At 40.3% G+C, this 19,754-nt stretch carries 22 protein-coding genes; 17 read left to right on the top strand and 5 right to left on the bottom strand.

Annotated features, from left to right (window positions below):
• Window positions 1-3: 3 nt before the first annotated feature.
• The 10 genes from ahbA (at window position 4) to J2746_RS13300 (ending at window position 8,740) form a co-directional block, all read left to right on the top strand.
• Complete coding sequence (gene ahbA, locus J2746_RS13345) at window positions 4-459, top strand: siroheme decarboxylase subunit alpha (protein WP_209622063.1); 456 nt, start codon at window positions 4-6, stop codon at window positions 457-459.
• A gap of 11 nt (window positions 460-470) precedes the next feature.
• A complete protein-coding gene (ahbB, locus tag J2746_RS13340; protein ID WP_209622060.1) occupies window positions 471-929 on the top strand; it encodes a siroheme decarboxylase subunit beta in 459 nt (152 codons plus the stop codon).
• 62 nt (window positions 930-991) lie between these two features.
• A complete protein-coding gene (locus J2746_RS13335) occupies window positions 992-1,666 on the top strand; it encodes a precorrin-2 dehydrogenase/sirohydrochlorin ferrochelatase family protein (RefSeq protein WP_209622058.1) in 675 nt (224 codons plus the stop codon).
• Between the two features lie 51 nt (window positions 1,667-1,717).
• Entirely contained in the window at window positions 1,718-3,010 is a 1,293-nt protein-coding gene (gene hemA / locus J2746_RS13330) for a glutamyl-tRNA reductase (protein ID WP_209622055.1), read from the top strand.
• Window positions 2,989-3,963 carry a porphobilinogen synthase gene (gene hemB, locus J2746_RS13325; RefSeq protein WP_209622051.1) on the top strand — a complete coding sequence of 325 codons (975 nt, stop codon included), beginning with the start codon at window positions 2,989-2,991 and terminating at the stop codon, window positions 3,961-3,963. The genes hemA and hemB overlap by 22 nt, the downstream gene beginning before the upstream one ends.
• A gap of 15 nt (window positions 3,964-3,978) precedes the next feature.
• Window positions 3,979-5,244, top strand: coding sequence for a glutamate-1-semialdehyde 2,1-aminomutase (hemL, locus tag J2746_RS13320; RefSeq protein WP_209622047.1), 1,266 nt, complete (start codon window positions 3,979-3,981; stop codon window positions 5,242-5,244).
• A gap of 13 nt (window positions 5,245-5,257) precedes the next feature.
• Complete coding sequence (gene hemC, locus J2746_RS13315; RefSeq protein WP_209622044.1) at window positions 5,258-6,205, top strand: hydroxymethylbilane synthase; 948 nt, start codon at window positions 5,258-5,260, stop codon at window positions 6,203-6,205.
• Window positions 6,198-7,100 carry a dihydroorotate dehydrogenase gene (locus J2746_RS13310; RefSeq protein WP_209622041.1) on the top strand — a complete coding sequence of 301 codons (903 nt, stop codon included), beginning with the start codon at window positions 6,198-6,200 and terminating at the stop codon, window positions 7,098-7,100. The genes hemC and J2746_RS13310 overlap by 8 nt, the downstream gene beginning before the upstream one ends.
• Window positions 7,100-7,879 carry a dihydroorotate dehydrogenase electron transfer subunit gene (locus J2746_RS13305; RefSeq protein ID WP_209622028.1) on the top strand — a complete coding sequence of 260 codons (780 nt, stop codon included), beginning with the start codon at window positions 7,100-7,102 and terminating at the stop codon, window positions 7,877-7,879. Before J2746_RS13310 ends, J2746_RS13305 begins: the two co-directional genes overlap by 1 nt.
• A 252-nt stretch (window positions 7,880-8,131) precedes the next feature.
• Window positions 8,132-8,740 carry a PEF-CTERM sorting domain-containing protein gene (locus tag J2746_RS13300; protein WP_209622025.1) on the top strand — a complete coding sequence of 203 codons (609 nt, stop codon included), beginning with the start codon at window positions 8,132-8,134 and terminating at the stop codon, window positions 8,738-8,740.
• A 77-nt stretch (window positions 8,741-8,817) separates the two neighbouring features.
• Here J2746_RS13300 and J2746_RS13295 read toward each other — a convergent pair whose 3' ends face one another.
• Window positions 8,818-9,054, bottom strand: a complete 237-nt coding sequence (locus tag J2746_RS13295) for a FeoA family protein (protein ID WP_209622022.1) — start codon at window positions 9,052-9,054, stop codon at window positions 8,818-8,820.
• A gap of 210 nt (window positions 9,055-9,264) precedes the next feature.
• On the opposite strand from J2746_RS13295, the gene J2746_RS13290 reads away from it, so the two are divergent.
• The 3 genes from J2746_RS13290 (at window position 9,265) to J2746_RS13280 (ending at window position 11,558) form a co-directional block, all read left to right on the top strand.
• Window positions 9,265-10,479, top strand: coding sequence for a peptidase U32 family protein (locus tag J2746_RS13290; RefSeq protein ID WP_209622019.1), 1,215 nt, complete (start codon window positions 9,265-9,267; stop codon window positions 10,477-10,479).
• Window positions 10,480-10,666: 187 nt separating this feature from the next.
• The gene (locus tag J2746_RS13285) at window positions 10,667-10,984 is read left to right on the top strand and encodes a cobalamin B12-binding domain-containing protein (protein WP_209622016.1); all 318 of its coding nucleotides are present in this window, start codon (window positions 10,667-10,669) and stop codon (window positions 10,982-10,984) included.
• A gap of 142 nt (window positions 10,985-11,126) precedes the next feature.
• Entirely contained in the window at window positions 11,127-11,558 is a 432-nt protein-coding gene (locus J2746_RS13280) for a nucleoside deaminase (RefSeq protein ID WP_209622014.1), read from the top strand.
• A gap of 4 nt (window positions 11,559-11,562) precedes the next feature.
• On the opposite strand, the gene J2746_RS13275 is transcribed toward J2746_RS13280, so the two are convergent.
• Together J2746_RS13275 and J2746_RS13270 are read right to left on the bottom strand one after the other, a co-directional pair.
• Entirely contained in the window at window positions 11,563-13,395 is a 1,833-nt protein-coding gene (locus tag J2746_RS13275) for a PAS domain S-box protein (protein ID WP_209622011.1), read from the bottom strand.
• A 313-nt stretch (window positions 13,396-13,708) separates the two neighbouring features.
• On the bottom strand, window positions 13,709-14,533 hold the full coding sequence (locus J2746_RS13270) for a nitroreductase family protein (RefSeq protein ID WP_245250178.1): 825 nt from the start codon (window positions 14,531-14,533) through the stop codon (window positions 13,709-13,711).
• Window positions 14,534-14,711: 178 nt separating this feature from the next.
• Between J2746_RS13270 and J2746_RS13265 the strand changes: the two genes are divergently transcribed.
• Genes J2746_RS13265 through pspAB form a run of 3 tightly spaced genes read left to right on the top strand, consistent with a single transcriptional unit; the run spans window position 14,712 to window position 16,999 of the window.
• Window positions 14,712-15,494 carry a GTPase gene (locus J2746_RS13265; protein WP_209622008.1) on the top strand — a complete coding sequence of 261 codons (783 nt, stop codon included), beginning with the start codon at window positions 14,712-14,714 and terminating at the stop codon, window positions 15,492-15,494.
• A gap of 51 nt (window positions 15,495-15,545) precedes the next feature.
• Window positions 15,546-16,427, top strand: a complete 882-nt coding sequence (gene htpX, locus J2746_RS13260) for a zinc metalloprotease HtpX (RefSeq protein ID WP_209622005.1) — start codon at window positions 15,546-15,548, stop codon at window positions 16,425-16,427.
• Window positions 16,427-16,999, top strand: coding sequence for a PspA-associated protein PspAB (gene pspAB, locus J2746_RS13255; protein WP_209622002.1), 573 nt, complete (start codon window positions 16,427-16,429; stop codon window positions 16,997-16,999). The genes htpX and pspAB overlap by 1 nt, the downstream gene beginning before the upstream one ends.
• Window positions 17,000-17,016: 17 nt before the next feature.
• Here the strand turns inward: pspAB and pspAA are convergent, their stop codons facing one another.
• Together pspAA and J2746_RS13245 are read right to left on the bottom strand one after the other, a co-directional pair.
• Window positions 17,017-17,295, bottom strand: coding sequence for a PspA-associated protein PspAA (gene pspAA / locus J2746_RS13250; RefSeq protein ID WP_209621998.1), 279 nt, complete (start codon window positions 17,293-17,295; stop codon window positions 17,017-17,019).
• Window positions 17,292-17,990, bottom strand: a complete 699-nt coding sequence (locus tag J2746_RS13245; protein WP_209621995.1) for a PspA/IM30 family protein — start codon at window positions 17,988-17,990, stop codon at window positions 17,292-17,294. The genes pspAA and J2746_RS13245 overlap by 4 nt, the downstream gene beginning before the upstream one ends.
• A gap of 93 nt (window positions 17,991-18,083) precedes the next feature.
• Between J2746_RS13245 and J2746_RS13240 the strand changes: the two genes are divergently transcribed.
• Window positions 18,084-19,544, top strand: a complete 1,461-nt coding sequence (locus J2746_RS13240; protein WP_245250174.1) for a dicarboxylate/amino acid:cation symporter — start codon at window positions 18,084-18,086, stop codon at window positions 19,542-19,544.
• Window positions 19,545-19,754: the final 210 nt, after the last annotated feature.

Below are 19,754 nucleotides of genomic sequence, written 5' to 3'. Positions count from 1 at the left end.
CGAATGATATTTCTTGACGATACCGATAAAAAGATACTCAATACTATCCAGTTTGGTTTTCCCCTGGAAACAGAGCCATACAAGAAACTTGGAGAAGAATTGGGCATCAGTGAAAATGAAGTAATTGAAAGGCTTGGCAGGCTGCATGATGAAGGCGCGGTCAGGAAAATTGGCCCAATAATTAACCGCAGGGGAGTCGGAGGAACCAGCACTCTTGTGGCTGTTAGTGTCCCTGAAGAAAAAGTTGATGAGGTCGCAGAATACATCAATGAGTATCATGAAGTATCACATAATTATCATCGTCCGGAAAAATTCAACATATGGTTCACTATTTCTGCAGCCAACAGAGAAAGAATAGACACTATATTAGTAGAACTCCATGAAAAGACAGGATTGGAGTTTGTCGACCTTCCAACAAAAAAGCTGTTTAAGATCGGAGTCAGATTCAATATCAAATGAGAGGTGAGAACATGGATGACATTGATGAGAAAATAATAAAAATGACACAGAACGGCATCCCTCTTAAAAAATCACCTTTTGCAGACATTGCCAGTGAACTTGGGATCAGCGAGCAGGAAATTATCGAACGCCTCAAAAAGATGCAGGAAGAAGAGATCATTCGCAGGTTCGGCGCATCCATCGGACACAGAGATATCGGAATTGTTGCAAATGCGATGTGTGTCTGGAACGTACCTGATGAAAGGACAGAAGAAGTCGGGACAACAATGGCAGGCTTTTCAGAAGTCACACACTGCTATGAAAGACCACGTGCTCCCGGATGGAACTACAACCTATTTGCAATGGTCCACTCATACACAAAGGAGGACTGCGAGGAAGTTGCTGCAAGGATCTCAGAGAGAACAGGGGTCAAAGATTATAAACTTCTGTATAGTGACAGGGAATTCAAGAAAACTGGAGTTCGATTGTAATCGTAATCTTTAACTAAGTTTACCGGGAAAAGCAGAAGGCAATCATTTCCGGAGATGGAGATATGAAAGACAAGAACCACTTCCTGCCACTGCTGATAGATATGAGCGACAAGAAAGTCGTAATATTTGGAAGTGGATCTGTCGGGGAAAGAAAAGCTAACCTGTTCTCAGAATATGCAAAAGTTACAGTAGTCAGCCGTAGTTTTTGCGATGTTTTTTATAATCTTGAAAAAAAATACGATATTCAGCTGATCAAAGCAGATGCAGGGAAACTCACTGATGATGAGATCAATTGTATTGTCAGAGATTCTTTTCTAGTAATACCTGCCACCAATGACAGAAACATAAACGAAAGAATTGTTAATATATCCAAGTCCTTTGGAATATTGACAAACGAAGTTGATGCCATAGGTGATGTCACAGTACCTGCTGTGATCAAACGTGGAGGACTTACTATAAGCATATCCACCGCAGGTTCAAGCCCTGCCTTTTCAAGATTTACACGCAGGCAGGTTGAGAAGATCATCACTCCTGAATTTGGAGATATGATAAGGATCCAGGACCATATGCGGACATATCTAAAAGAAGAAGTTCCTGATCAAAGAGACAGGAAAGATATATTGTGGGATATTCTTGAGAGCGAAGAAGTGTGGAGCGCCCTTGAAGAATCATATGAAAAAGGGTTTAATACAGCACAAGGTATAGTAAGGAAGAAAATAAGCGAGAAAGTCAGATGAACATGTGCCACAGACACCGCTACTTAAATCATTGTAAAACGCGAGGTAACCATGACTGAAATAACCAGTATGGTGATAACCCATTCCAAAGCAACCGTTGAAGAGATAGAGGAAGCATGGGAAGGGGACATAGAAAAAATGCTCAAGGAACTTCATTCCATTGATCTTGTTTGTGAATGTGTTGTGCTTAAAACCTGCAACCGGGTGGAAATATATGTTGTTTCTCCAAGAGGTAGTACTGTCCTGTTCCAGTTTGCCAAAAAAATGGGACTTTCTTCTAATATTGTAGACTTTTTCGAACATGAAGAATCCATCATGCACCTGCTGAGGCTTGCATGTGGTCTTGAATCTATGATTATCGGTGAAGACCAGATCCTTGGCCAGATTAAAGATCTGTATGTGGTTGCCAAGAAGCTTGGAACCACCGGCAAAATGCTTGATACTGCATTCAGTAAAGCCATCCAGGTAGGAAAACGTGTAAGGACCGAGACTGAGATCAACCGTGGTGCACTTTCAATTGCATCAGCATCAGTAGATCTTGCAGAGGACACTGTTGGTGACCTCAAAAACAAAATGGTACTTGTAATTGGAACAGGTGAAATGGGAACACTTGTCACACGTGCACTTTCCCACAGAGAAATTGAACTGATGTACATTGCCAATCGTACATATGAAACTGCAAAGGATCTTGCCGATGAGATGGGAGGACATGCAGTACACTTTGACCAGATTGAGGAGAACCTAAGGAGAGCTGATGTCGTAATCAGTGCAACCGGTGCACCTCACTATGTCCTGAAGTACGAGCAGATAGAAAAGGCAATGAATTTCAGGGAAAAAGAACTGCTTTTGATTGACATCGCAAACCCAAGGGACATTGATCCTTCAATAGATAAAATTCCCCACGTAACCCTTTATAATATAGATAACCTGAGAGTCATTAATGAGAAGAATCTGGAAATGAGAATGATAGAAGCTAAAAAAGCTCAGGCCATAATCGATGAGGAATTAGATCTTCTTATTAAACAATATAAAAGACAGAGAGCAGACACACTTGTGTCAGAGCTCTATGCCCAGTCATACAAGCTTCGTGTTAATGAAAAAGACAAAGCTATCACAAAGCTTGGTGCTTATCACACAATTGGCGACACTGAAAAGCAGATAATTGAAGACCTGACACATTCCATTATCAATAAAATGCTGGCAGAGCCTACCAAAGTTATCAGGTATGCAGCAGAGATAGGCGATGATGAGTTGCTGGAATCTGTTGCCAGAGTATTTATCGCTAATAGATCAAACATTAAAGAAAAGAATGAGCTGGTAAAATGTTCCCCGAGCACAGAATGAGAAGGCTGAGAAGCGGCAAAATAAAAGATCTGGTACGTGAGACCTCACTGTCGTCCAATGACCTAATATATCCGGTGTTTGTTAATGAAACAATAAATGAACCCCAGGAAGTATCATCCATGCCAGGTGTATTCAACCTGCCAGTGGACATGGTTGCAGACGATGCAAAAGAAGCTGCTGACCTTGGCATACCTGCCATGATACTTTTCGGAGTCCCGGAACATAAAGATGAGAAGGGTAGCAGTGCCTGGGGACACAATGATATCGTACAGCAAGCAGTACGTGAGATCAAAAATGAACTTGGCAAAGACATGCTTGTGATTACCGATGTCTGCCTATGCGAGTACACCAGCCATGGTCACTGTGGAATGGTTGATTTTGACACTGAAGAGATCATGAACGATCCGACCCTTCCACTGCTTGGAAAGACTGCAGTCAGCCATGTAAAAGCCGGAGCTGACATGGTAGCACCTTCAGGAATGATGGATGGTATGATCTCCGCGATTCGCAGTGAACTTGACAATAACAATTACCAGAATACACCAATTATGTCCTATGCTGCAAAATATTCCTCAGCTTTCTACGGACCCTTCAGGGATGCAGCAGGTTCAGGTTGTTGTTTCGGAGACAGGTCCACGCACCAGATGGACCCTGCAAACTCCGATGAAGCGCTTATGGAAACTGCCCTTGATATCGAGGAAGGGGCAGATATAATAATGGTCAAACCAGCGCTTCCGTATTTAGATGTAATTTACCGCCTCAAAACAGAATTTGAAATGCCAACTGCAGCCTACAATGTAAGCGGTGAATATTCAATGCTAAAAGCAGCAGCACAAAATGGCTGGCTTGATGAGAAGCAGGTAATGTATGAATCCCTGATGTCCATTAAGCGCGCAGGTGCAGATATGATAATTACCTATTTTGCCAAGGAAATGGCACAGATGTTAAAATGATTACAGGGTGTTTTTATGTCATTAGATAAGTCCAGAGATCTATACAACAAAGCAAGAAACTTCCTCCCAGGAGGAGTAAGCAGTCCGGTAAGAGCTATCAAACCATACCCTTTCTACACTGAATCAGCATGTGGTTCTAAGATAAAAGACATTGATGGAAACGAGTACATCGACTACTGTCTTGCATATGGTCCTAATATACTGGGGCATGCAAATCCCACCATCAAACAGGCAATCATCGACCAGCTTGAGAAAGGATGGCTCTACGGCACACCAACTGAACCAGAAGTTCTGCTTGCAGAAAAGATAGCATCGCTGTATCCAAGTATCGACATGCTCAGATTTGTGTCAACTGGAACTGAAGCTACTATGAGTGCGCTTCGCGCGGCAAGGGGATTCACAGGCAAAAACAAATTCATAAAGATCGAAGGTGGATTCCACGGTGCGCATGATGCAGTGCTTGTGAAAGCAGGATCAGGTGCAACAACACTTGGAAAGCCGGATTCACTTGGAATTCCGGAAGACTTCACAAAGCACACATTACAGACACCTTTTAACGATATAGAAGCTCTCACTCAACTTATCGAAAAGAATCAGGATGATATGGCTGCGGTTATACTGGAACCTGTAATGGGCAACATTGGTCCGATTCTACCTGACGGTGACTACCTGAAAGAGGTTCGCAAAGTTACTGAAGAGAATGACGTAGTCCTTATATTTGACGAAGTTATCACCGGCTTCAGACTTGCAATGGGTGGAGCACAGGAATATTTCGGTGTTACACCTGACATGACAACACTTGGTAAGATTGTCGGAGGAGGAATGCCAATTGGCATCTTCGGAGGAAAGAAAGAGATCATTGAAATGATAGCACCGTCAGGAAGCGTATACCAGGCAGGGACCTTCAGCGGAAGCCCGGCATCGGTTGCAGCAGGACTTGCAGTGCTTGATGTGCTTGAAAAGGAAGAAGTACACAAGAAACTCAATGCAACCGGTGACATGATGAGAAACAGGTTATCTGAGATTGTTTCAGACCTCAATCTTGATTACAATGTAATCGGTATTGCATCCATGTTCAAGATATTCTTTGGAGACAAGCCACTGAACTACCAGGATGTTCTCAAATGTGACAAGGAAGGTTATGTCAAATTCTTCTTCAAGATGCTTGAAAGCGGTATTTTCATCCCACCATCACAATTTGAGACTAACTTCATTTCAACTGCTCACAGCGAAGAAGATATTGAAAAGACACTCACTGCATACGAAGCAAGCCTAAAATGAACGGTGAATTCACATGATAATTGGAACCCGCGGAAGTGCTCTTGCTATTGCACAGACTGAGACCATTGAAGGTATGCTGGCAGAGCTTGGAGTTAGCACAACCCGGAAGATAATAAAGACATCCGGTGACACATTTACAGACAGGCCACTCCATGAAGTTGCAGGTGTCGGGGCATTTGTCAGGGAACTGGATGACAGGATGATTGATGGTGAGGTCGATATAGCAGTCCATTCAATGAAAGATCTGCCAACCATACGACCTGAAGAACTTGCTACATCCGCGGTCCTTAAGCGAGATTCACCACACGATGTGCTAATTACAACAGATGGTTCAAGGATAGATGATCTTCCAGAAGGGGCTGTAATTGGTTCATCATCCATGCGGAGAAGAGCCCAGGTACTCAGATACAGACCGGATCTTCATGTTCAGGATCTCAGAGGTAACATTAACACCAGAATAAGAAAACTTGAAGAAGGACTTTATGATGGTATTCTGCTTGCTGAAGCAGGTCTTCAGAGAATGGGCTGGGAAATGGATGTCGAACGTCTTGAAACACAATTCTTCTGCCCTTCAGCGAACCAGGGAACCATAGCAGTAGTCACACCTGCAGGAAGTGAGGCAGAAGAAGTAACAGCCAATCTTGATCACCAACAAACCAGAATTGAGACTGAGATCGAGCGTATAGTCATCACTGATGTAGAAGGTGGATGCACTGCACCAATAGGTTCCTTTGCACAATTTATCAACGATGATGAAATCAGCATCTGCTGTGAAGTACTGGCACTTGACGGCTCAGAACATGTCCGCATTGAAGAAGTAATCCAGATTGAAACATATCAGGAGCATGCCAGAATGATTGCAAAAGAACTTGTACAAATGGGTGGCAAAGAACTAGTACAGAGAGCGGTCTGCCAGTTGAGTGCAGGAACAGCCGAAGAAGTGCAGGGACAATATGATTAAAGTAACCGGAATAGAACTTGAAAATCCAACTATACTTGCTGCCGGCATCATGGGAACCACAGGCGCGTCCCTTGTGCGCGTAGCAAAGGAAGGAGCAGGTGCTGTGGTTACAAAGTCCATTGGCCCTGAACCTAAAGAAGGACATAAGAATCCAAGCATGATAGACCTTGGATATGGATTTTTGAATGCCATGGGTTTACCGAATCCATCATATCCCGATTTTAAGAACGAACTTGCAATTGCAAAGAAAGAATCCGGTACTCCGGTAATCGCAAGCATATTCGGCGGAACCGAAGAAGAGTTTGTGGACGTAGCCCTCGGGCTTCTTGAAGCAAAACCTGATGCATTTGAACTTAATGTAAGTTGTCCACACGCACTTGGTTACGGCGCATCGATTGGTAGCAACCCGGATGCTGTTGAAAGTATCACAGCCTCAGTAAAAGATGCAGTAGACATACCTGTATGGGTAAAGCTAACACCTAATGTCACAGACATAGTGACAATTGGTGATGCTGCTCAGAGAGGAGGAGCTGATGCGGTTGTTGCAATCAATACTGTTAAAGGAATGGCAATAGATATCGAAAGCGGCTACCCTATTCTTGGAAACAGATTTGGTGGCCTTTCGGGAAAAGCAGTGAAGCCTGTTGCAGTCAAATGTGTTTATGACCTTTACACAGCACTTGATATACCAGTAATAGGTGTTGGAGGTGTTTACACCTGGCAGGATGCCATTGAAATGATAATGGCAGGAGCTACTGCAGTTCAGATAGGTTCTGCAATCCATGAAGGATTGGATATTTTCAGCTCAATTACATCAGGAATTGAGAGATTCGTTGCTAAAAAAAGATACAATGACATAACAGATGTCGTTGGAATTGCACATGAGAGGATATAATGTACCCCATCAACGTCAAAATTACTAAGATCATCAAGGAAACACCATCCACAAGGACTTTTGTTTTTGACAGATCTTTTGATGAGGCTGTGCCCGGACAATTTGTCATGGTATGGATACACGGAGTTGACGAGATTCCCATGGGATTGTCAAGTAATAACTCCATTACTGTGCAAAAGGTAGGAGATGCGACTGAGAAATTGTTCAATCTCAATGAAGGAGATTCCCTTGGAATCAGAGGACCTTTTGGAAATGGTTTCACGCTTCCGGGCAAAGATGAGAAAATACTACTAATTGCAGGTGGAGTAGGTACTGTACCGATTGTATCTCTGGCAAATCATGCAGCTTCTGAAGGCGTATACATAACTACTATTCTAGGAGCAAGAAATGCCGATGAGCTGCTTTTTGTTGATGAATTAACATCATGCGGTGAACTCCACATAACAACAGATGACGGTTCTGCACACAGATGTGGGTTTGTAACAGATGTTCTTGTTGAAACGGACATCTCATCGTTTGACAGGATTTACACCTGCGGTCCAGAAATGATGATGAAATGCATCTTTGGAATTCTTGAAAAAGAAAATGTCCTTGAAAAGACAGAGTTCAGCCTGCACAGATACTTTAAGTGTGGAATTGGTGTGTGTGGTGCCTGTTGCATAGACAAGAAGGGCTTAAGAGTCTGCAGGGACGGACCTGTGTTCAACGGCTTAGAACTTGTTGATTCAGAGCTTGGCAAATATATGCGTGGACCAAGCGGCAATAAAAAGGATTTTTAAATCCTTTTTTGCTCATTTTTAGTACCATATTATTTGGATATTATATTCTTTATCGAGTAACTAGCTTAGCTTATGGAAAGCATCCGGTCTTGGATTCTTTAGTTTTACGTTCTTAGTAAAAACTTCTAAAATTGAAAGAAATGATGATGATGGTAATAACAACATATGTTAGTTTTTCACAATGTTTATATACCAAAAATATAGATGAGACAATTATCAAAGACAATTTAGTATAAATCTTGGTGGTATGATATGAAGAAAAACAATTTGAAAAACATAGCTTTGATGCTCATTGCCGCATTAATGCTAGCAGGTACTGCATCTGCAGTTTCCACAACATATATAGAGCAAGACACGACTCCCGAAATTTACGTGTATGGAAATTCCAACTCAAAAATAACTGGTTTTGAAAATATATTTACTACAACAATTTCAGGAAGTACCTGGACGGATGCAGACGGAAGACTGGCCGTAATCAATGAAGGCGATTACATGCTCATTAACACTGAGAATCCTACCAGTGAGTTCTGCATTGTTTTTGCCAGTGACAGGAATGACGGTTATGCACGTGTATATGTAGATGGAACTCAGGTATGGTCAAATAACACATACTCAGATGTTGGGCTTGGGCAATCTATTGACAAACAAACGATCAGGACACTACAAATTACAGATCTGGATTACAGCACACATTCAATAAAAATCAAAAATACTAACTCTAACGATTATGATGTGACCATATACAAATATGGATATGATTGTCCTGATTCAGAGGAAATTCCTGAGTTCCCAACAATTGCAGCACCAATTGCAGCAATAATCGGACTTGCCTTCATATTCGTAAAAAGACAGGAAGAATAACTTAAGACTACTTTGGTAAAACTAATAAATGAAGCCTTAAAGCTTCATTTTCTTTTCTATTTTAAAAAAAAATGATTTTATGCAGAATATTCCTGCACCATGATCTTTGTGGCCATCCCCATACCCAGCGCATAATCACAACCGTTTATGGACACAATAAGAGAACCATTAACACCTTTTTTGACCTTAAGCAGAGTATTCTCAATAAAGCCCATTGATCTGAGACGATGAATCAGACATTTACCTGCATTAATTGAAATAATCTTACTATCCTTACCTTCGGGCATCATAGCAAGTGGTATTATTGGAGCCATTTTTTACCTCATTGGTTTTTTAGAAATTGAAAAAGGAATATTATTTTATATCCCCTTGCAAGATTAGGCTACCCTAATCTTACTTGATACTGCAATATAGTGTATAATACTATATATAATTTCCCGGTTTCGAACAAAGATTGTCCATTGAACAATTGAACTTGATTTCCAACACAAATAATTTAAATCTTAATTTGAATCCATACATCAATGTCCACGGAATCTAAAGAACACAAAATTCCAGAACTTGTAACGGGTGTCAGAAACCTAGCAGCTCTTAAAGCATGTCGGAAACACACAGATGCAGTTTACTTTTCCCTGGACAAACTCAGCCTCAGATCACGGGCACAGGAGATAACTACTGAGAAACTTGCCTTGTTTATTGATGAGATCCATTCACATGGACTTAAAGGCTATCTGGCTGTGAACTCCGTAATATATCCGGATAATCTAAAAGAACTGGACCAAGTACTTGAAAATGCAGCCTCGGCAGAAGTTGATGCCGTAATTGCATGGGATCCCGCCACTATTACCAAAGCAGCAGAAAAAGACCTTCGCATACATATATCAACACAGGCAAATGTCTCAAACCAGATTACAGCAGAGTTTTACAGGTCATTGGGAGCTAACAGAGTGGTACTTGCAAGGGAACTTAGCCTTGAGCAGATAAAGGAAATTAAAGAGGATACAAAGATGGAACTTGAGGCATTTGTTCACGGAGCAATGTGTCAGGCCATATCCGGCAGATGTTATCTTTCAGCATACCTTCTTGGCAAGTCAGGAAATTGTGGAGAATGCAGCCAGCCGTGCAGATGGGAATGGTCTCTTCATTCTGACAACGGTGCAATTATTGATATAGAAGGAAAATATCTTATGAGTGCAAAGGACCTTTGCATGATAGAGTACATACCCGAACTTGTTGAAGCAGGAATTGATTCCGTCAAGGTAGAGGGTAGACTCAGAAATCCAAGATACACTGCAACTGTTTCGGAGTCTTATAGAAAAGCAATTGACCTGTTCAAAGAAGGGAATTTTACCAGAGATAAAGTACTTCCACTCAAAGAGAAAATGGCACTCGAATACAATAGAGGATTTTCAACAGGATTCTACTTTGGTTACCCCGGACCTGACAGCCTGGCATTTGATTTTGACATGAATGCATCCCCCGTTAAACGAGAAGCAGTTGGAATAGTAACAAACTATTACTCTAAGCAATCTGCAGCTGCGGTAAAACTGCTGGAAAAAGGACTTGAGAACGGTGATACGATAATTATCGAAGGTAATACTACTTATCTTGAACAGGAAGTTACATCAATTGTACAGGAAGGGGAAACGGTAGATTCTGTAGAAAGAGGAAACGAAATAGGAATTGCCGTTGAAGATATCGTTCGCAAAAATGACCGAGTGTTCAGAATAAAGAAATAATAGTGGGAATTATACTTTTTACAACTCTCATTCATATATTGATACTATATATTTATCGAGCAAATATATAATTCTGGTAGACAAGATTCTTATGAAAAATGAAATATAGGGAAGGCCTGACGGGAGCTCCTGTCCTGAAAACAAAACTTTCAATTTAATAGAAAAATGTCTGAGGAATGATGAGATAATGAATGATAATGATCCTACAAAAAGAGAGCTTATCGACAAAGCTAAAAATTCTGTAATTAACTTTAACGATGCTGAAGCAATAAACGTAGCAATGGAGACAATTAGCTCAGGTATTGACCCTGTTGATGTTATAGAAGAAGGATTCATAGAAGGTATGAAAACAGTAGGAGACGGATTTGAATCCGGTAAATTGTCACTTATGGACATACTTACAGCATCAAAAACAATGAACAAAGGCATATCTCTTCTTAAGCCTGCAGCAATTAGTGCCCATAAAGACAGCTGTTTCTTTGGAAACCTGATGCTTTCCAATTAAAAATAAAAGTATGCGTGAGCATACATTTACATTTCCGTTTTTATTCCATCACCAGTAATCAGAAATGATTTTTATTTTTGAATGAAATTAATATATTAGTACCAACTATATTGCAGTCTGTTAAATTTGTAGAAGGAATATTATGGACAAATTCATGCAAAAAGCTATTGATGAAGCAAAGAAAGGACTGGAAGAAGGAGGAATACCTATAGGTTCAGTTCTTGTGAAAGAAGGAAAGATAATAGGCAGAGGGCACAACAGAAGAGTCCAGCACGATGATCCCCTGGCCCACGCAGAAATCGATTGCATACGCAATGCAGGAAGGATTGGAAAATATCAGGGAACAACAATATACTCTACACTCATGCCATGTTATCTCTGTGCCGGAGCTATTGTGCAGTTCGGGATAAAAAAGGTAATTGCAGGAGAAGCAAAAACATTTGATGGAGCTTCAGAGTTCATGCAAGAACATGGTGTTGAAGTTATTGACCTTGATATAGATGAATGCAAAGAACTCATGAAAGAATTCATTCATGAAAAACCGGACATATGGTATGAAGATATCGGAAAATAACATCTCATGCTTTTTTTACTGTTGCCCAGAAAGAACTGCCTTTTCCTGCAGGATTATCTTCCACACCTATATTACCACCGTGCAAGTCTATGATTCTTTTAGCGATAGCAAGTCCGAGACCTGAACCTTTTACACCTTTCTTTTTCTCGGCAAGGCGCTGGAAACGATTGAATATCAGGCTTTTATCCTTATCAGGAATACCCTCGCCTTCATCGGAGACAACAATCTTCCATTCGTCTCCAATATCCTGAATATCTACAGTCACAACACTGTCAGAAGGACCATATTTGATAGCATTGGATATAAAATTAGTAAAAACACCATCTATCAAAGGGTTCATTATTGAAGGATAATTACCGGAGATCTTCATATCAAGAGTTATGTTCTTTGCTAAAAGTTGCGGCATTAGTTCCTCGGCTACATTGCGGAGAATAATACCAATATCCATTGGTTTGAACTCCAGCTCGTCTGTATCTTCAAGCTTGGCAAACGTTGCAGCGGACTCGATCATTTCAATAAGACGGGACACATTACTGTTGATAAGCTGAAGCTTATATTTTTTATTAGTATCTGTTTCTTCATTAAGCAGCATATCAGTAAATCCTTTGACCACACCTGCCGGATTTAAGAGATCATGACGAAGGATATCCATGAACAGATCCTTTAATTCATTTGAATTCTTAAGCTGAATCGCGTACTCATTGATTTTCGACTCTGCTTTCTTGCGCTCAGAGATATCCCTCACAACAGATATCAGACCTTTATCAAGAACAGTTAGAGACATCTCCTGGAAAAAAGTAGTTTTGTCTTTTCTTCTGCCTACAAGTTCACCTTTCCATTTACCCTTTTTTATGAATTCCGGAAAAATTGTAGACTTTATCAACCTAACCTCAGGAGGGTTGTAAAGCATATCCCATTTTTTACCTATCAGTTCCCTTGGATTATCATAACCGAATATCTGAGCATAAGCAACATTAACATAAGTGAAAACACCTTGCTCGCTAAGAATAGCCATTCCGTCTATGGATGCTTCCATAGCATGCGTCTGTTCCCTGAGTTTCTCCTCTGCTTTTTTACGGATAGTGATATCCTGACCGGAAAAAAGTACCCCCGTCATTTTACCGTTTTCATCTATAAGAGGCTTGGAATACCAGTTAACCATACGCAACTCATTGTTTTTTGTAATCACCGGGCACTCATAGTAAGTGCTGCCTATTCCTGCAGGATTCAGAGAGTTTAAAAAATGGATTTCCATGTCAGATCTTGAGGCAACAGGTATGAAGTTGTCAAGAAGATTTTTTCCAATAACCTCTGACTCATCATACCCCATTATCTCTAGGCCTCGTTTATTTATAAGAGTGATATTCTGAGCTGAGTCCAGCACTAACATCATTACTGCTGCAACATCAAAGTAGTTCTCTGCCTGATCCCTTTCCTTTATAAGATTATCATGAAGGCTTTTTATGCGAAGAAGAGATTTCACTCTCATCTTAAGTTCGAGCCTGTCGACAGGTTTTGTGAGAAAATCATCGGCTTTTGACTCAATACCTCTTAATCTATCTTCCCTGCCTGAAAGAGCGGTCACCAGAACTACAGGAATAAACTGAGTAGATGGTGAGTTTTTGATCTGCTCGCAAACCTGATAACCATTGATATCTGGCATCATTACATCAAGAAGAACAATATCCGGCATCTCCCTGAAAGCAATATCAAGTGCTTCGTGGCCATTAAAAGCTGACAGCACATCGTAATCATCTGATAGGTAAGCCTGGAGTAGCTCAACGTTCATAGGCTCATCATCAACAACTAGTACCCGGGGTTTATCAGAGAGTGTCATGATCAATTAGTGTGTAGGTCGACGTATGTGACCGGCATTTAAAACATCCTTAAATACTCAAAGACAAGCGAGTAATAAGATATAACGTTATAAATTACTGATCGTAGTATTGCAGATATACATTAAATAATTAAATTGTGCAGCCAACTGCACAAATTATTTTGCATCTTCATAGTGTTTATCTAATACTTAAATATTGCTAAGATCTGAAACTTTCAGACAACACCTTATCCAAAACATGCATCAGAAGTTTATAAAAGCATCAATGTTTAAAATAATGATATATTTATTGAAAAAAGAAAAATAAGTAAGGTTATTTCCACTTAATATCAACCGGATTTCTACCAGGAATACTATGTACATCATACCGAGGATAACCAAACATCATGGCATGCCTGACAACATGACCGGGAGGTAAGTTAAGTTCATCTATAAGAGGCTGATAACTTATTGATGCTATTTTTACAAAACCTGCCCAACATGCACCAAGACCAAATGCAGGTGCTGCCAGCTCAAACCAGGTAAGAGCTATTACACTGTCAGTAGAATCTATGTACTGTGAATTCACAGTATATGCTATTGCAAGGTGTGGTGCACCACGGCAAATAGGGTCTTTTCCATTTTCATATGCAGATATCAAAGTAGGGATCATCATTTTCATCGGATTCTCATCATCAGACTCCAGCAATCCCTGCATCCATTCAATTGTAAGTGAGGTTATCTTGCGGACCTTTTCAGGATTATGGACTATCAGCCATTTTACCGGCTGTGAATTGACACCTGAAGGTGCATATCGAACAATATCCATTATGCGCTCTATCTTTTCTTTGCTGACAAGCTCATATGAATAATTGCGCACTGACCGGCGTTTTCTCATATATATACCAAGTTGTTCCGGACCAATGTCCCTGAAATCTTTCAATGATACTTTAGAATACGAAGTATCAAACAGAGAAGATATTGCACCTTCCGGGCAGAATGCTTCACAACTTCCGCATTTTGCACAAACAGCATCCAGATTATCTGGCATGAAAGGTGTTCTTTCTGAAGCCTTATCTCCCTCTAATATAAGACCAAGTGGACATGTTACCACACATGTTCCACAATTTGTACATAACTGTGAATCAAACGATATCATGGTCATACTATCAACCACTAATATATTGTCCATTAATATTATAAATGCTAGCAAACTGCAAGAACAAATTCAGAATACTTGCAATCTATCAAAGATAATATATTCTTTCAGGGAATATGGAAACTCATTAAATACAATATGAATTATACGAATAACTTTTCTGATACCGAGAAATACCATGGCAAGCCAGAAAAAATTGGTAAAGGATGTCATTAAAAAAGCTGATGTCCTTCTTGAAGTAATAGATGCACGGTTTCCAGATGACACCAGAAACAGTGAGATTGAAAAGGATCTAAAACGTGCAAAAAAACCTTTTATCATTGTAATGAACAAGTGTGATCTTGTCCCTAAAGAAAAACTTGAAAAAGCAAAATCAAGAATGGCAAAAATAGCACCTGCTGTATTTGTTTCTTCAAAAGAGAGATTTGGGACTACGATGCTCAGGCACAAAATACTGGAAGTAGCTGACATACAGGGTCGGGACATACATGTTGGTTGTATTGGCTATCCTAATACCGGCAAATCTTCTGTGATCAACGGTGTTGCAGGAAGAGGTAAAGCCTCAACGTCTGCAATATCAGGCCATACAAAGGGCGTGCAGATCGTAAATGCAGGATCACGCATAGTATTTCTTGATACACCTGGCGTATTCCCGTTTGACGAACATGACGAATATATACAGGGACTTCTGGGAATCAAAGATTCAACTCACCTTAAAGATCCGATTGGTGTGGCTCTTAAAATCATTGAAAAACTCGTTGATGAGGACAGAGAATTACTGGAATCATTCTATAAGATCAGTTTCACCGATGAAAACTCTTATGATCTTCTCGAAATGATAGGACTTCAGTGCAATTTCCTGAAAAAGAAGGGAGAAATTGATGAGAACCGGACTGCTGTCAGAATCATAAATGACTGGCAGAAAGGGCTTCTTCACCGGGAAAAAACTGACATTGAGTGAAAATTGAAAAGTATTATTATACCGATATTATTTACAGGAAATGGTGCTAAAATGGTAGAATGGAAAAAAGACCTTGGACTTGAAGAAAGAATGTTACTGACAATGTTCCTTCTGGCTGCAGTGTACCTTGCATTCCTTGTGTTCCTTTCCCAGTATGCATCTGCAGGCTTTGTGCTGCTGTTTGTTGCTATTTTTATGGGAGCTCAATATTACTATTCTGATAAACTGGTGCTGTGGTCCACTGGTGCACATGTTGTTTCCGAGGCAGAAGAGCCAAAGCTCCATGAAACGATCACAAGACTCTGCGTCATAGCTGGTCTTCCAAAACCAACTGTGGCTGTTGTAAATACCTCAATACCCAATGCCTTTGCAACCGGAAGAAGTCCGAAAAAAGCCGTAGTTGCAGTTACAACAGGACTTATGCGTAAGCTTGACCAGGGTGAACTGGAAGCTGTGCTTGCACATGAATTGAGTCATGTTAAAAACAGGGATATGGCTGTATTGACAATAGCCAGTTTCATATCAACACTGGCATTCTATATCGTAAGATACAGTTTTTATTTTGGAGGCTTTGGCGGAAATCGCAGAAATTCAAATGGTGGACTTATTGCTATATGGATAGTTTCCATAATCGTCTGGGTTTTAAGTTTCCTGCTTATACGTGCACTTTCAAGATACAGGGAATTTGCAGCAGACAGAGGCTCTGCACTCATAACAGGTCAGCCAACACAACTCATTTCAGCTCTTAGAAAGATCAGTGGAACAATGCAAAAAGTTCCTACGGAAGACCTGAGGAAAGTTGAAGGAATGAATGCATTTTTCATAATACCTGCAGCTGTTTCTGGATCGGTTATGAACATGCTTTCAACCCACCCATCCATGGAAAAAAGAATAGCTGCCCTTGAAAAGATACAGAGGGAGATCGAATACTAATGGGTTTTCGCGATCTACTGGGTTCCGTACTTGGAAGTAGCAGAGTACCTAAAGCAAAGACTGACAAGCTTTTTGCCATATCAACAGCAGTAATAACACTGGAACTCAATTTGAACCTTAAACCATCTGCTGTTGCCGGGATTTGCTTTAAGTCAATGGATATGTCAAAATATACAAACACCAGACAAGAGATCGAAGAACTGTTGCAATTCAGTACCAAAGAAACAGGTACAGATTTTAGCATAGAGAAAGATGAATATAATTTTCTGTGGGTTATCCTGAAGGACAAGGATTTTGAGGATCTGGTGACCAATATCCACATGATATCCCAGACACTTGTTGAACAAGGATTCGGCGAACAGATACTCTGTGCAGTATATCGTTTTGAGAGTGAAGGACCTGTTTACTGGATCTATAATTTCAAACAGGGGAATTATTATCCTTTTGTCCCCCGAGGAAAGAACAATAGGGACAACAATATGGAATTCAGGCTTAAGTCGTTAATGGAAAATGAACTTCCAATAGAAAAAGAAGTGGGGAAATGGTATCCCCTCTGGAGTATGCCAATTTAAGAACTAAAACTCAGGTTTTAATCTTCAAATATACCTTCACCTTTGAATACTTCTTTAGCTTCCTCAAATGTCAGATCCTCAGGTGGAACAATAACATCTGATTCAACAATTTCTGTAGCATCGATCTGGTTTCCGCAGGACTTTATATTGTCTATGAGTTTTGTAAGCTCAGACTTGTATTCTCCCTCATTTCCTTCTGAAACAAGATCAACTATTTTATTGTCAATGACATTCAATTCATCATAAAAGCTTTCGGGAACTTCGTACTGACCTTCACCAACAATTCTTATGATCATTTACCTGCCTCCTTTTTGAGTTGCTCGAGTTCAAGGTCAACAGCATTTGCCGAATTAATCTTTGCAAGTTCTCTATCAATATCATCTCCGCTGCTTGTAAGGTCATCAAGTGTGCCTGTATCAATAAGCTCATCAAGCGCAGATGCACGTGCTTTCATATTTTCGGTCTTATTTTCAGCTCTTTCAATTGCAAGTCCCACATCAGCCATCTCTTCACTGATGCCTGATACAGATTCATTAATCTTGACCTGAGCCTCGGCTGCAGAATACTGAGCCTTTATGGTTTCTTTTCTGGTTCTGAATACTTCAACCTTGGTTGAAAGACGCTTTTCTGAAGCAACAAGCTTTTCCTGTTCTTTTTCAAGATCGGCTATCTGCTGATCAAGACCCTGAATCTGAGTATTCAGAGAGCTTTTTCTTTCAAGTGCCAGACGTGCAAGATCTTCCCTGTCTGCTTTGATAGCTTCTTTTGCCTGACCATCAAGCTTCTCAATGTTCTGCTGGATTTTGGACCTCTGTAGCTGAAGTCTCTTTTTTGATGTTGTAACTTCAGCAACACCTCTTTTTACATCCTGTAGCATTTCCAGCTGTTTTTCATAGGAATAATCCAGTGTTTCGCGTGGGTCCTCCATACGATCCATAAGTTTATTCATTTTTGATTTGACTACTGTTTCCATTCTATTGAATAGTCCCATATTATCCCTCCTGATGACTCACAAATAATCATATAAGTGCACACTTGCATAAATGCCTATCTTTCAGTCAAAATACCATAAATGCAATTAAAGATGAAAAATAAAAGTGGAGTCATGTCAGGCAGGTACAAATTACCGGATCCACTTACGCTAATTCACCCGCGTTCACTAAAGAATCTCAACTATCACCTTCAGGAACTCATGAAGGGAAGGCTCTGGTTAAAGATCTTAATAGGAATGTTCCTGGGTATTCTCACAGGACTGGTACTTGGCCCTTCGACTGGAATACTAAGTAAGGAAATGTCCTATACAATCGGGGAATGGCTTGCGCTACCGGGTTATCTGTTCCTTGCACTTCTCCAGATGATTGTTGTCCCGCTTGTTTTTGCATCAATTATTCGAGGAATTGCATCCGGAGAGGACATGGAACAATTAAAGAAGATTGGTCTGAGAACAGTTGCATTTTTCCTTGTTACCACAGCTTTTGCAATACTTGTAGGACTTACGCTTGCACTGACAATAAATCCAGGTACCTACATTAGCACTGATCTTGTGCAAGGTACTGTTACTTCAAATTCAACACAAGCAGATGCCACCGGAATTGAGTCACTGGAGGTGGCTGAACTTCCAGAAATGATAACTACAATTGTTCCGACAAATCCTCTTGGATCACTTGCAACAGGACAGATGCTACAAGTAGTTATCTTCTCTATAATAATAGGAGTAGCTCTTGTTTCCATGCAACCGGCACAATCAAAACCTCTGCTTGAATTGCTTGGTTCACTTCAGGAAGTAAGCATGACTGTTGTTCGTTGGAGTATGTTATTAGCACCTGTTGCTGTATTTGGACTTATAAGTAAATTCACGCTGAATCTTGGAATCGATGCTTTGATGGGAATGCTGGTCTATGTTGGTACAGTATTGCTTGGCCTCTTACTAATGTTGATTGTTTATATGCTTATTATTCTAATAATAACCAGAAAAAATCCATTGATTTTTCTAAGGTCTATACGTGATGTGCTATTACTTGCATTTTCAACATCCAGTTCTGCCGCAGTCATGCCACTTTCCATAAAGACTGCAGAAGAGAATGTCGGAGTCAGACCTTCTATTTCCCAATTTGTAATTCCACTTGGTGCTACTATTAATATGAACGGTACGGCTCTTTATCAGAGTATAGCTGCTGTTTTCCTTGCACAAGCTTTTGGTGTGGATCTTGGTTTTGGAGAACTGTTACTTATAATGGTTACTGTTGTAGGTGCATCAATTGGTACTCCATCAACACCAGGAGTTGGTATTGTCATCCTTGCAATGATATTGAACAGCGTGGGAATACCAACCTCGGGTATTGCGCTTATAATAGGAGTTGACAGGATACTTGACATGAGCCGTACTGCAGTTAATGTGACTGGAGATCTTGTAACCTGTGTGATAATGGATAAATGGGTTGCAGGTAAGAAAACAATAAACGAGGAATTCATTGAAGTAGCAAATCGTGAGGCTCAGAGAAGAGTTCATGATGAGGATGTTATCGTAATTAATCCTGAAAAATAAGATAATTAAAATAATGAGTTATCAATTAATTATTATTCTGTGCCGCGTTTTGTGCGGTACATTGAATCTACATGAGATTAGAAATAGCTGATCTAAAAGCTAAAAATTAAGCAAATAGAAAAAGAAGTTGTTAGATCATGTGTGAGTGAGCTGGCAGCGATCCATATTTCCCAAAGACTCTCGTACTTAAGTACAGTATGGAACGCTGGC

This window comes from Methanolobus bombayensis (assembly GCF_017873415.1).
Lineage (GTDB): Archaea > Halobacteriota > Methanosarcinia > Methanosarcinales > Methanosarcinaceae > Methanolobus > Methanolobus bombayensis.
This window is presented reverse-complemented; position numbering and strand designations above follow the sequence as displayed.